Genomic DNA, 13409 nt, shown 5'->3' with positions numbered 1-13409 from the left:
TTTGTATCTCTACATGAATTAAATCAATGAATGTAATACCAACCACTTATCAATATCGCTCAAAACGCGATCGGGAATTTCCCAAGGAAACAAATGTGCGGTATTCGGGTAACAAATCCATTCAGAATTGGGTAAATGTTGTGCAGTTTCTTGACTCGATTCTGGAGTAATATGACGGTCGGCTGCTCCCGCCATAATTAAACTAGGACACTGAATCTGCGATAAATCCTGAAGGCGATTGTAACCAGATTTAAGCGCCGTAAAGAGAGCGCGTTGGGCAGGAGAAGAAGTTTGCAAATACGCTGACACAGCATATTTAGCAATGTATTCGTAAGTAGCGGGAGTGTGCTGTTGAACCAGGTAGCGAAAAAGCGAGCGCTTACCAAAAGTATCTATATGCCACCGATCGCCAGGTTGTAAAGCATTTGCGATCGCCGCTAAGCCAGTATACAAATTATCTTGCCAGCTAATTGCTGGATGACTGCCGCGAGGACGAGCAGCTGTAGCGATTAAAATGAGTCCCTTAACTCGTTCTGGAAGCCTTAAAGCTAATTCCATCGCTAAAATTCCACCCAAAGACCAACCTAAAACTAAACATTCACTAATTTGATAGCGATCGAGGAGTGCTTCCAAGTCACACAGGTGATCGGTCATGGCAAAATCAGTCTGCGTGCGACTATTGCCGTATCCTCGCAAGTCGGGGGCTATTGTTTGAAAGCGTTGGCATAGGTGTTGAGTAAACACGGACATACTCAAACCAGAACCAGGATGACCGTGCAAGCAGAGGATCGGTAAGCCTTTGCCTTGGACGTAAACATGCAAATTCACAACAGAAGCTGTCATCAATATTTTTTAGTTTTACTACTTTATCGTCTCTTTATTGCGATCGCCTATTTATCAGTAATTTTTCTGATTTGCGATCGCTACAACTATAGGAATACTTATAATATCGCAGATTCTAAATGGTTCATTATATCTACCGTTATGGCTGTCATTTGTCATTTTTCATTTATCAGAACAAGTAAGCGCGCAAAACCTTTGAATTTAATTTGAAATGAACGTAAAAGTATCGCGGTTAAATGGAATTTCAAGGCTCTATTTACTAGTATTATTGCTTGGATACATAGGCACTGGTTGGCTATTATCCGATTGTAATGCGAACTGGTTTACTTGGACAGGCACGCAAGTCATTACCGTGCATTTAGCTTGGGTTGGTTTTGATGCTGTTGCTTTGGCTGTAGCTTGGATTGTTTTACTGGTTTGGGTTGGAGCTTTTGCTATGACTTGGCCTCAAAGCATTCCTTGGGCAGGAATTCCGCCTTGGGCATTTGGTTTAGCTATGACTTGGATTATGGCATTAGGATTAATTTTGACCTTAGCTCAAGTAAAACATGCGTTACTATCTGCGGGGTTAAATAAACATTTCGCCTTTTGGTTTTTGGCAATCTTTACTTCGGTAGGTCTAGGCATAGGCAGAATATTAGCCGAAGGATTATTCCTAAATTAAGCGAATGAGAATTAATCGAAACAATAAATCTCTGGATTTTTATTTGATTTCTCAATTTTAAGAATATATTTCAATCCATATTTAGAGGTATTTGTGAAAGACTCACCTATTAAAGAGCAAGTTAATCTGCCTAATTATCGAACTAGAACTCCAGAATACTATTTACAGCAGATCGAACCAAATATTTTGGCAAGTTTTAATACAGAGCAGCTCCAAGGTATAATAAATGTTTTAACTCAAGCAATCCCTCAACCCTCACCCAAAATTGTAGATTTTAGATTTAATATCGATCTGATATTTTCTCGATTTTATTTAGTTCTATTTGTTGGTAAAGATCGTCGAAAACGCAATCGGCAATATATACCTGAAAGACTTGCCAGAATCGGTAATGCGATTGCGGTTGTTATGCTCCTTTTGGGAGCTAACTTAGTCATTAGCGGCGTAATTTTATTATTTGCTTACTTATTGAAATCAGCAGTCGGCATAGATTTCTTCCCAGGACATATTTCGGACTCGGTGAAAGAGTTATAGAGACGCGATCGCGTCTCTATAAAATTAGCCCCTAGTTTCCGCTCAGACGCTCTATACTTATAGTTTGGACTGTGAAGCAAAGAGGAAGCGAGAGATGGCATCCATCATCCGCGAGTTGCACGGACAACTAGTGAAGAAAGAACGCTCGGCGGTGGAAATTACGCAAGAGGTGCTGGATCGGATTCAAGCACTAGAACCAAAGATCCACAGCTTTTTGTGCGTGACAGCGGATAAAGCACTGGAACAAGCGAAAGCCGTGGATGCCAAAATTGCGGCTGGAGAAGAGATTGGGTTATTGGCTGGGATTCCCGTGGGTGTGAAGGACAATATGTGTACCAAGGGGATTCCCACGACTTGCGCCTCCAAGATTTTAGAAAACTTCGTCCCGCCCTACGAATCAACGGTAACGCAAAAATTAGCGGATGCTGGGGCGGTGACAGTGGGAAAAACCAACTTAGACGAGTTTGCGATGGGGAGTTCCACCGAAAACTCCGCATTTCAACTCACGGCTAATCCTTGGGACTTGGAACGGGTTCCTGGCGGTTCTTCTGGGGGTTCGGCGGCGGCTGTAGCGGCGCATGAGTGCGTCGTTTCCCTGGGTTCCGATACAGGTGGTTCGATCCGCCAACCTGCATCTTTTTGCGGTGTTGTGGGCATGAAGCCAACTTATGGATTAGTGTCGCGTTATGGTTTGGTGGCTTTTGCTTCCTCTTTGGATCAAATTGGACCTTTTGGGCGCACGGTAGAAGATGCGGCAATTTTATTAGGCGCGATCGCGGGTTACGATCCGAAAGATTCTACGAGTTTGAAGGTCGAAATCCCTGACTACACCCAATTTCTCAAACCCGATCTCAAATCGATGCGAATTGGGATCGTGAGAGAAACTTTTGCTGAGGGTTTAGATCCGGCTGTAGAACAAGCTGTTAATAAAGCGATCGAGCAATTAAAGCAACTCGGCGCGGAAATTAAAGAAGTTTCCTGTCCGCGTTTCCGCTATGGTTTGCCAACTTATTACATCATTGCCCCTAGCGAAGCTTCAGCTAATTTGGCACGTTACGATGGCGTAAAATATGGTTTGCGCGTTCCTGATGCTGAGAATCTAATTGATATGTACGCTCGGACTAGGGCAATGGGTTTTGGAAAGGAAGTCAAGCGTCGGATTATGGTAGGAACGTATGCCTTATCTGCTGGATACTACGATGCTTATTACTTAAAGGCGCAAAAAGTTCGTACTTTAATTAAACAAGACTTTGAAACTGCTTTTGGGCAAGTGGATGTGTTAGTTACCCCCACAGTTCCCATGACAGCATTTAAAGCAGGGGAAAAAACTGACGATCCGCTAAGTATGTATTTAACCGATTTGATGACAATTACGGTAAATTTGGCAGGTTTGCCAGGATTGAGTATTCCCTGCGGTTTTGACGAGAAAGGAATGCCGATTGGGATGCAATTGATTGGAAATGTGTTGCGGGAAGACCAATTATTTCAAGTGGCTCACGCTTACGAACAAGCTACAGAGTGGCATAAATCCAAGCCAAGTCTATAGTTTTATAGTATTGGTAGGGTGCGTTACGCCAAAAGCTAACGCCCCCTACTACAAATTGTTATTTATAATACTTATTCAGAAATTTTGATAGTGAGAAATAAAGTAGTTAATATGGGTTTGCTAGTATTTGGAACTATGCTATTTTTTACGCACGCTTCAGTAGCTTTTCACCCTGAAAATAGCAGCGGTATAAAAGTCAAAGTTTTGCCAATAATTTATGGAATGCCGAGTCCAAAAGATAGTGAGGCAGCAAGAAGAGGGGAGATAGTATTAGGTGGTTGTCTGCCTAGTATCTATAACCCCCGTTGGCAGGTGTTAGTAAAAATTCCTCACCGGCTCCAGTTGGGTAATGAGGATGAAATACTTGATAAGAGTTATGTACGAGAAAGTCTCAGATCTCGATCCCCCCAACCCCCCTTAAAAAGGGGGGCTGAAGGCAATCTAATTTAGTGCCAAGATAAATTTTGGTACGTGCCTAAAAGTAGTGGCTAAAACAAAGAGCGGATGTATTTGTCTAATCGATCCATGCCTTTTTCAATTGATGTCATATCGGTAGCATAAGAAAGACGAATGCGATCGCCCGATCCAAAGGCAATTCCAGGTATTGCCGCAACTTGGTACGACTCTAAAAGTTCTTGACAAAAATCCATTGATGTCTTCTCAGTTTTACTGATATCGACAAAAATGTAAAATGCTCCATCGGGCTTGGCATAAGTCACTTCTGGAATTGCATCTAATCTTTGCATCATGACTTCTCGCCTTTTAGCAAAAGCTTGACGCATTTGTTCGACGCATTCTTGAGAACTCTCTAAAGCCGCGATCGCGCCAAATTGAGCGAAGGTACACACGTTAGACGTACTATGACCTTGAATCGTACTCGCAGCTTTAATTAACTCTACCGCACCCGCTAAATAGCCGACACGCCAACCCGTCATTGAGTAAGCTTTAGCAAAGCCATGACTGATAATGGTACGGTCAAAGATTTCTTTACCTAGAGAACCGATACTGACGTGTTTTACATCTGTATATAGTAATTTCTCGTAAATTTCATCCGAGACAACTAAAATATCCTTCTCAACTACAACCTCCGCGAGTGCCTGCAATTCTTCTGGCGTATAGACGACACCTGTAGGGTTAGAAGGAGAGTTGAGAACAAATAGCTTAGTTTGAGGCGTAATGCTAGCACGCAACTGGTCTGGAGTAATTTTACAGCTAGCATCCGTCTGGACGATCACGGGTGTTCCGCCAGCGAGAATGACCATTTCAGGATAGCTCAGCCAGTAGGGGGCGGGAATAATTACCTCGTCTCCCACGTCAATCAGCGCCATCATTAAATTGTATAAACCGTGTTTGCCACCGTTGGTAACGATGATATTTTCAGCTTGGTAGTCTAGACCATTATCTGTTTTCAGCTTGCGAGCGATCGCCTGTCTTAACTTGGGTTCCCCAGCCGCCGCACCATATCTCGTCTTACCTTCATCTAAGGCTTTTTTTGCGGCTGCTTTGATGTGTTCTGGAGTATCAAAGTCTGGTTCTCCGGCGCTGAAGCTACAAACATCTATTCCTTCAGCTTTCATGGCTTTGGCTTTGGCGGAAATTGCCAAGGTCAAAGAAGGCGTTACCTTACCCACTCGTGCTGCCAGTTTCATTGTCACTACCGATTGCAAAACTCCAATTCAGTTAAGCATATCTTAAAGTAAACGTCTGAATTTGTGTCTTTTACTGCTAAGAATTTTGATTTGTGTACGGGCGCGTTTAGCGTCAGATTTGCGACGGCTAATTTGTGTACGGGCGCGTTTAGCTAAAGATTTCCCACTTGGGTAAGGAATCTGAGGACAAAACCCGCCCCTACGACTCCTTTCTGCTGCTTTCTTAAACGACTTCTGCCTGTAGTTGGATGATGAAATAGAAGTGCTTCCTCATACACTGGCTCTAGTAAAGTTACTCACTTCACTCGAAGGGTTGAACTTCTGCAATCTCCGGCATCTCGCCTAACTACCAAGCTACCTTTCGAGCGAGTCAAAACTGCCGTACAACAAATAACGCTGCACCGATTTAATGAGAAGATTCTCATGCAGAATTTAAATGATTTTCATGCAGGTTTGTCATGCTGGGCAGTAGGAGCAACTTAATTTCTCCTTAAACTCAGTAAATCTTACGATTTGTAAAATTGGAGGATGAGAGTATGAAAAGTCCTCGTTTGACCAAACGAAATCGCGATCGCCAGCTAGCTTTACCCAAGCGTTCTCAATCGCGCTGGGAAACTTTGCCAGTTCCTTGGATGCTGGCTCAGGTTATGGATGAAGAAGACCCGCAAAAACAAGGCAATTAAGACAAATTGGGACTTTGGATAAAACTATCCAAAGTCCTACTTCTACAGCATCAAGCAATAGTTACTTCTGGAGAGAGGTAAACATCTTGAATCGCGTGGAATAACTTGACTCCCTCTTCAAAGGGGCGTTGGAAGGTTTTGCGACCGGAGATTAAGCCAGAACCGCCAGCCCGTTTGTTAATTACAGCCGTACGAATAGCTTCAGCAAAATCATTTTTACCAGAAGCACCACCAGAGTTAATTAATCCCACTCGTCCGCTGTAACAATTGAGAACTTGGTAGCGGGTGAGATCGATTGGATGATCGCTCGTTAAATCGGTGTAGATTCTTTCGTTGGTTTTGCCGTAGCTTTTGCCGCTAGCTTTAGCAACAGCTTCGTAACCGCGATCGAGTTCTGGCAGTTTTTGTTTGATAATATCGGCTTCAATCGTGACACCCAGGTGGTTTGCCTGTCCGGTGAGGTCGCCAGCTAGATGATAATCTTTGTCTTGTTTAAAGGCGTTGTTACGCAAATAGCACCACAAAATAGTTGCCATTCCTAATTCGTGGGCGCGGGCAAAAGCACGGCTAATTTCTTGAATTTGGCGCGTGGAGTTTTCCGAACCGAAGTATATTGTAGCCCCAACTGCTACAGCTCCTAAATTCCAAGCTTGCTCGACCGAACCGAACAAAACTTGATCGAATTGATTGGGAAAAGTGAGTAACTCGTTGTGATTGATTTTGACAATGAAGGGGATTTTGTGGGCGTACTTGCGAGACACTATACCCAAAACGCCCAACGTGGTAGCAACAGCGTTACACTCGGCTGCCATTGCCAATTTAACGATATTCTCTGGATCGAAATACATCGGATTGGGTGCAAACGAAGCCCCTGCGGAGTGTTCGATTCCTTGGTCTACTGGCAAAATTGAAAGATAACCCGTATTTGCCAATCGCCCGTGTGAGTAGAGTTGTTGAAGGCTGCGCAATACTTGCGGATTGCGATCGCTAATGCTGAAAATTCGGTCTACCATGTCTGGGCTTGGCAGATGTAACAAATCTTTGGGAACCTTAGCTTTGTACGTGAGGAGGTCTTCTGCTTCTTGACCCAACCAAGACTCAATCGCTTGGGGTGCAGACAGCGTAGCAGTCATAGCATTTTCCCTTAATGAGTTTCAACTCCCATTCTGACAAGAATAAATATTTGTTGCGCTGTTCCATTTGGACGGTTTCCCATCTTCTTAGCTTTTACTTTTTATTTCTAGTTTTCAGTTGCTAACCCTTAAGACAGTCAAAATTTATTTGCTGTCAAAATATAGTTATTAAAACGTAACTTATCAAGGGCTACAAATATAAATGTCTGGTTAATAGACCGAACATAATGACTCACAACTGCAAACGGTTATTTATGCTACAAATCAAGTTAAGAGGGAGTGAAAACCTTTCAATAGGGGAGCGATCGCCTTCAAGTTATCGCACGTAGATCGAAATTGAATTGCCTCAATGCCTTAAACAGGGAGTCTGCCATCTGTGGTATTACAAGCACAACCAACCACCTACGAACCAAAAACGCAAGAAATCGCCAAACAATTGCTAGCGGCGACGCGAGAAAATCGTTCGTTTTTTGCCTCAATTCGCGACCAAATGCGCTGGGATGACAAGTTACTCGCCTGGGCAATGAGTAATCCTGGGTTGCGGGTGCAGCTATTTCGTTTTATTGACTGTTTACCTGCTTTACGGAGTAAGCCAGAAATTGCCCGCCATTTACAAGAATACCTTGGCGATGAGTCGGTAGAACTTCCGACTGCCTTGAAAGGAATGCTCAATTTTGCTAACCCAGATTCTATGCCGGGACAGGTAGCAGCGACGACTGTATCTACAGCTGTAGAAACATTAGCGCATAAATATATTGCTGGAGAAAATATCCAGCAGACATTAAAGACAATCGAACGGCTGCGCAAGGAAAAAATGGCGTTCACCATCGATATTTTGGGTGAAGCAGTCATTACCGAAGCGGAAGCGCAGTCATATTTAGAACGCTATTTAGATTTAATGGCACAGCTGGCAGCAGCTAGCAAGAATTGGAAGCCAGTCGCACAGATTGATGAAGCTGATGGGGAAGCTTTATCACAGGTACAAGTGTCGGTAAAGCTGACGGCGTTTTACTCTCAGTTCGATCCGTTGGATGCGGCAGGTAGTGCGGCAAGAGTTAGCGATCGCATTCGTACTGTATTAAGAAAAGCCCAAGAATTAGGCGTATCGATCCATTTTGATATGGAACAATACGCTTATAAAGACCTGATTTTTTCTATTTTAAAACAAGTCCTTCAAGAAGAAGAATTTCGCAGTCGTACAGATGTTGGTGTCACAGTTCAAGCATATTTGCGCGATAGCGAACGAGATACGCAAGATTTAATCGCTTGGGTAAAACAGCGAGGCTATCCCTTAACCGTAAGACTGGTTAAAGGTGCTTACTGGGATCAGGAAACAATTAAAGCCGAACAAAAGCACTGGCAGCAACCCGTATTTAATGACAAAGCAGCCACAGATCTTAATTTTGAAAAAATTACCCAGTTGTTGTTAGAAAATCACGAATACGTCTATTCGGCAATAGGTAGCCACAACGTGCGATCGCAAGCCCATGCGATCGCGATCGCTGAAACTCTCAACATTCCTCGTCGTCGCTTTGAAATGCAAGTGCTGTATGGCATGGGCGATAAACTGGCAAAAGCGTTGAGCGATCGCGGTTATCGGGTAAGGGTGTACTGTCCCTACGGCGAACTTTTACCTGGAATGGCTTATTTGATTCGCCGTTTGTTGGAAAATACCGCAAATAGTTCCTTCCTACGTCAAAATTTGGAAGAACGTCCGATTGAGGAATTGATCGCGCCACCGATGGTTAAAAATGTAGAGACGTTACATGTAACGTCTCTACAAAAACCATTTCATCCAGCAGCAGATACAGACTACGCCGCAGTCGAGGCGAGAGAGATGTCACAACAGGCTTTTCAACAAGTGCGACAGTTATTTGGCAAAACCTATTTGCCTCTAGTAAATGGCGAGTACGTTTCTACAGAAGAAATTATTGATTCTGTGAATCCGTCAAATTTCAGCGAGGTGGTGGGAAAAGTTGGACTCCTCAGCGTCGAACAAGCAGAACAGGCAATGCAAGCGGCGAAGGCGGCGTTTCCTGGGTGGAAAAATACCCCAGCCAAACAACGGGCAAGTATTTTGCGTAAAGCTGGCGATTTGATGGAACAACGCCGCGCCGAACTATCGGCTTGGATCGTGCTAGAAGTTGGTAAACCCGTCAAAGAAGCCGATGCAGAAGTATCGGAGGCGATCGATTTTTGTCGTTATTATGCGGCGGAAATGGAAAGATTGGATGCAGGTTACAACTACGACGTAGCAGGAGAAACAAACCGTTACCTTTACCAACCGAGGGGAATTGCGGTGGTGATTTCTCCCTGGAATTTTCCTTTAGCGATCGCCACTGGTATGACTGTAGCCGCCTTGGTAGCAGGAAACTGTACTCTCCTCAAGCCTGCGGAAACATCTTCAGTCATTGCGGCAAAATTAACGGAAATTTTGGTTGAAGCCGGATTTCCCAAAGGTGTCTATCAATTTGTCCCTGGCAAAGGTTCTAAAGTTGGGGCGCACCTAGTCAACCATCCCGATACCCATCTGATCGCATTTACAGGTTCCCGCGAAGTGGGTTGTCGGATTTATGCTGAAGCGGCAAAAGTTCAACCAGGACAAAAGCATCTGAAGCGCGTCATTGCCGAGATGGGTGGTAAGAATGGGATGATTGTCGATGAAAGTGCCGATCTAGACCAAGCCGTGGTGGGTGTGGTGCAATCGGCTTTCGGTTACAGCGGACAAAAGTGTTCGGCTGCATCAAGAGTCATTGTTTTAGATTCAGTCTACGATACTTTCATTCACCGCTTAGTAGAAGCGACGCGATCGCTCAACATCGGTGCAACGGAATTACCCAGCACTCAGGTTGGTCCCGTGATTGACGGTAACGCGCAAGCACGTATCCGCGAGTATATCGAGCAAGGGCGACAAGAAGCAAAAGTCGCGTTAGAAATTCCTGCTCCAGATAACGGCTATTTTGTCAATCCTACGATTTTTACCGAAGTGCCTCCCACCGCCACGATCGCCCAAGAAGAGATTTTTGGTCCCGTGGTAGCGGTGATTCGGGTGAAGAACTTTGAAGAGGCGATCGCCGTTGCTAACGGTACTGACTACGCTTTAACGGGGGGACTGTATTCTCGTACCCCATCTCATATCCAGATGGCACAGGAACAATTTGAAGTTGGTAACTTGTATATCAACCGCACGATTACAGGTGCGATCGTTGCCAGACAACCCTTTGGCGGCTTTAAAATGTCTGGAGTTGGTTCCAAAGCTGGTGGTCCCGATTATTTATTACAATTTTTGGAGCCGCGTACAGTTACGGAAAACGTTCAGCGTCAGGGTTTTGCCCCCATCGAAGGTGCAGAATAAATCGATTGTGGATGTGTCCAAATAATCGTAGGGGCGGGTTCACCAAAAATTTCTGTTTCCATTCAACAATATTGCTAAACCCGCCCTGTCCCAAATTGTAAGTTCACCAAAAATTTCTGTTTCCATTCAACAATATCAATCAACCCGCCCTGTCCCAAATTGTAATTTCCAATTTTGCCATCATGAATTTACCCATAACCGATAGAGTCATTTGGACAACTGCCGATTTAGAGTTGTTTCCAGATAACGGCAATCGCTACGAAATTATCGATGGAGAGTTATTTGTGACCAGAGCGCCACATTGGAAACATCAAAAAGCTTGTGCCAGAATTATTATTGCATTGGGTCTATGGTCGCAAAATACAGGATTGGGAGAAGTTGTACCTGCCCCTGGAGTAATTTTTTCCGATACTGATGCTGTGATTCCCGATGTGGTTTGGGCTAGCAACGACAGATTATCTGTCTTATTGGATGAAGCTGGACATTTAACTGCTGCACCGGAATTAGTTGTAGAAGTGCTATCTTCTGGTAGTGAAAATGAGAAGCGCGATCGCGAATTGAAACTTAAGCTTTATTCAGCCAGAGGAGTCAGAGAGTATTGGATTGTAGATTGGCGCAAGCAACAGGTTGAAGTTTATCGGCGCGAACAAGCGGTTTTAAATTTAGTTGCCACTTTGATGAGTGGAGATGAGTTAAATTCACCTTTATTACCTGGTTTTACCTGTGCGATCGCATCGTTATTTGCTTAAAATAAATCGATCGCGCAAAGTCGCAAAGACACAAAGTTATTGAAGATAATCTGTAGTAAATGAAATTATCTTGAGTAGATGTCAAGGAATTTTGATATTAATTTAACAATTAAAGTTGCTGAATTACCCGAAGATTTTTCAGCCATGCGATCGGTGAGAGCGGCAGTTTTTCAATTAGAACAGAGAATAGAGCCAGAATTAGATTTTGATGGCAAAGATGAAACCTCAGATCAGATCGTTGCATACATCAATGACCAACCAATCGGCACTGCTAGAATTAGGTATTTAGACGATCGCACGGCAAAAATTGAGAGGCTAGCGGTCTTGCCAATTGTTAGAGGGAAAGGCATTGGTAAATTAATCATGGAAAAAGCGATCGAGCTGGCAGCCCAAAAAAAGATGCAAGAAGTCGTCATCCACTCCCAAGAATACATCCAGGGATTGCATCAAAAATTAGGTTTTGAGCCAGAAGGAGCAGTATTTGAAGAAGCTGGCATTCCCCATGTCAAAATGAGGAAGAAATTAGGCTCAACCTATTGATTTCGTGTTAGCTAAATTCAAACAGCACCATTTACTCATTCTCCTGCTGATATGGTTAGCGGGAGTAGCGATCGATCGCATCTGGTTTGCTTGCGATCGTTCTGTTCCAGATTGGGATCGGGCGGAATATCTTACGAGTTCGTTGAATTACTGGCAAGCACTACAACAGCCTCAGTGGTTCAGTAGCGATTGGTGGACTGACTTTTGGCAGCTTTCCACAAAAGTCCCTCCCTTAACGCAGATTGCTGCGGCTATTACCCAACTGATTTTTGGCACTGGCGGCGATCGCGCTACGTTGGTAAATTCATTTTTCAGTGCCATCCTGCTTGTTTCCGTCTACGGACTAGGGATACAACTATTTAGCGCCGAAGTCGGATTATGGGCAGCTGGCATATGTCAACTCATCCCAGGATTATATAAGTTACGCCTAGACTTTTTACTCGATTATCCCCTTACGGCTGTCGTGACACTGTGTTTTTGGTGTCTGACAGTGTGGAAGAGTCAAAATTCAAAAGTCAAAAGTCAAAACAAATTCCGAATTCCGAATTCCGAATTCCGAATTTCAAGTTGGTTTTGGGCGATCGCATTTGGCATTTCTCTAGGTTTAGCATTGTTAGTCAAGCAGACAGCGTTGTTTTTTCTGTTCGTGCCGATCGTCTGGACTGGGGTTGAAACGATTCGCAAACCTCATATTGGGCGGATCTGCCAATTTGCGATCGCTCTACTGCTATCGGCGATCGTGTTTATGCCGTGGTATCAGACAAATTGGTTGCTGATTCTAACTGGGGGAAAACGAGCAACAATAGATTCTGCCCTAGCTGAAGGCGATCCAGCCCTCAATACCCTTGATGCTTGGACTTACTACTCGAAACTACTCCCCGAGCATATTTCTTGGGTACTGTTGCTCTTACCAATCGTAGGACTGTTACTTTATAAAAGTCAAAAGTTAAAAGTCAAAAGTCAAAAGAAGAATTCGACTCCCGGCTACGCGGCTCCGATGCGGAGAGAACCTCACCTGAAGCCCGACTCCCTCATATGGCTTGCAATCTTCCTCATCGGAGCTTATCTGCTTTGTTCGCTCAACATTAATAAAGATAGCCGCTATGTCGTGCCTTATTTACCTGGAGTCGCGCTATTGCTTGCCTATGGGATGACGTGCTGGCGCGGGCGCTGGGGACAGCAAGTTCGCTGGAGTACGGTGGGTTTAGCAGTGTTAGTCACGGGGTTAAATTTGTTTCCTATAGGAGGAATATTAGGTAGCCGTGTTGCTTCAATTCTCAGTCCTAATGCCACACATTATGCTTACATGGGTTCAGAATATCCCCATGCTCAAGTTATTGAAGAGATCGTCCAAACCGCGCCTAATATTAGATCCAATTTGGGTGTATTGCCTTCAACGTTAGAAGTCAATCAACACAGCTTAAATTATTTTGGAGCATTACGAAATTTTCAGGTTTATGGACGGCAAGTAGGGACGCGCCAACAGCAAATTGTCCAAGACGGGCGATCGCTCGATTGGTTTGTCACGAAAACAGGCGAACAAGGTTCGGTTCCAGATGCTCAAAGTGCTATGGTGCAGTACGTGGAACAGTCCCCTGATTTCAATTTACAAAAAACTTGGGCTTTACCCGACAGTAGCAGCTTGAAACTGTATCATCGCCGCGTACCGCAGGTAGAAGTCGGGAGTCGGAGGAAGAGGGAACAAGGGGACAAGGG

The 13409-nt window shown here is 44.2% G+C and carries 11 protein-coding genes; 8 read left to right on the top strand and 3 right to left on the bottom strand.

The window, feature by feature from the left end:
• Positions 1 to 18: 18 nt before the first annotated feature.
• A complete protein-coding gene (locus tag C7Y66_RS12730) occupies positions 19 to 843 on the bottom strand; it encodes an alpha/beta fold hydrolase (protein ID WP_106545855.1) in 825 nt (274 codons plus the stop codon).
• A 211-nt stretch (positions 844 to 1054) separates the two neighbouring features.
• Here C7Y66_RS12730 and C7Y66_RS12725 point away from each other — a divergent pair, with 211 nt between their 5' ends.
• From C7Y66_RS12725 to gatA, 3 genes are all read left to right on the top strand, one after another.
• Positions 1055 to 1507: a hypothetical protein gene (locus C7Y66_RS12725; protein ID WP_106168106.1), complete on the top strand. Its 453-nt coding sequence runs from the start codon at positions 1055 to 1057 to the stop codon at positions 1505 to 1507.
• A 93-nt stretch (positions 1508 to 1600) separates the two neighbouring features.
• Entirely contained in the window at positions 1601 to 2038 is a 438-nt protein-coding gene (locus C7Y66_RS12720; RefSeq protein WP_106545854.1) for a hypothetical protein, read from the top strand.
• Between the two features lie 94 nt (positions 2039 to 2132).
• A complete protein-coding gene (gatA, locus tag C7Y66_RS12715) occupies positions 2133 to 3584 on the top strand; it encodes an Asp-tRNA(Asn)/Glu-tRNA(Gln) amidotransferase subunit GatA (protein ID WP_106168108.1) in 1452 nt (483 codons plus the stop codon).
• A gap of 488 nt (positions 3585 to 4072) precedes the next feature.
• Here the strand turns inward: gatA and C7Y66_RS12705 are convergent, their stop codons facing one another.
• Positions 4073 to 5233: a pyridoxal phosphate-dependent aminotransferase gene (locus C7Y66_RS12705; RefSeq protein ID WP_106545852.1), complete on the bottom strand. Its 1161-nt coding sequence runs from the start codon at positions 5231 to 5233 to the stop codon at positions 4073 to 4075.
• 536 nt (positions 5234 to 5769) lie between these two features.
• Here C7Y66_RS12705 and C7Y66_RS31055 point away from each other — a divergent pair.
• Positions 5770 to 5916 (top strand): hypothetical protein, encoded by a 147-nt coding sequence (locus tag C7Y66_RS31055; protein ID WP_158265913.1) that lies wholly within the window; start codon positions 5770 to 5772, stop codon positions 5914 to 5916.
• A gap of 50 nt (positions 5917 to 5966) precedes the next feature.
• Here C7Y66_RS31055 and C7Y66_RS12700 read toward each other — a convergent pair whose 3' ends face one another.
• Positions 5967 to 7049: a class I fructose-bisphosphate aldolase gene (locus tag C7Y66_RS12700; protein ID WP_015157137.1), complete on the bottom strand. Its 1083-nt coding sequence runs from the start codon at positions 7047 to 7049 to the stop codon at positions 5967 to 5969.
• Between the two features lie 376 nt (positions 7050 to 7425).
• Between C7Y66_RS12700 and pruA the strand changes: the two genes are divergently transcribed.
• From pruA to C7Y66_RS12680, 4 genes are all read left to right on the top strand, one after another.
• On the top strand, positions 7426 to 10404 hold the full coding sequence (gene pruA / locus C7Y66_RS12695) for an L-glutamate gamma-semialdehyde dehydrogenase (RefSeq protein WP_106545851.1): 2979 nt from the start codon (positions 7426 to 7428) through the stop codon (positions 10402 to 10404).
• A gap of 182 nt (positions 10405 to 10586) precedes the next feature.
• The gene (locus C7Y66_RS12690; protein ID WP_106545850.1) at positions 10587 to 11153 is read left to right on the top strand and encodes a Uma2 family endonuclease; all 567 of its coding nucleotides are present in this window, start codon (positions 10587 to 10589) and stop codon (positions 11151 to 11153) included.
• A 78-nt stretch (positions 11154 to 11231) separates the two neighbouring features.
• Positions 11232 to 11693, top strand: a complete 462-nt coding sequence (locus C7Y66_RS12685; RefSeq protein ID WP_106545849.1) for a GNAT family N-acetyltransferase — start codon at positions 11232 to 11234, stop codon at positions 11691 to 11693.
• 4 nt (positions 11694 to 11697) lie between these two features.
• Positions 11698 to 13409 (top strand): glycosyltransferase family 39 protein (locus tag C7Y66_RS12680; protein WP_146149781.1); only part of this gene is annotated, 1712 nt, incomplete at its 3' end.

Source organism: Chroococcidiopsis sp. CCALA 051 (assembly GCF_003015105.1).
Lineage (GTDB): Bacteria > Cyanobacteriota > Cyanobacteriia > Cyanobacteriales > Chroococcidiopsidaceae > Chroococcidiopsis > Chroococcidiopsis thermalis.
Note: the sequence above shows the minus strand (reverse complement) of the source record. Positions and strands in the feature narration are given on the sequence as shown.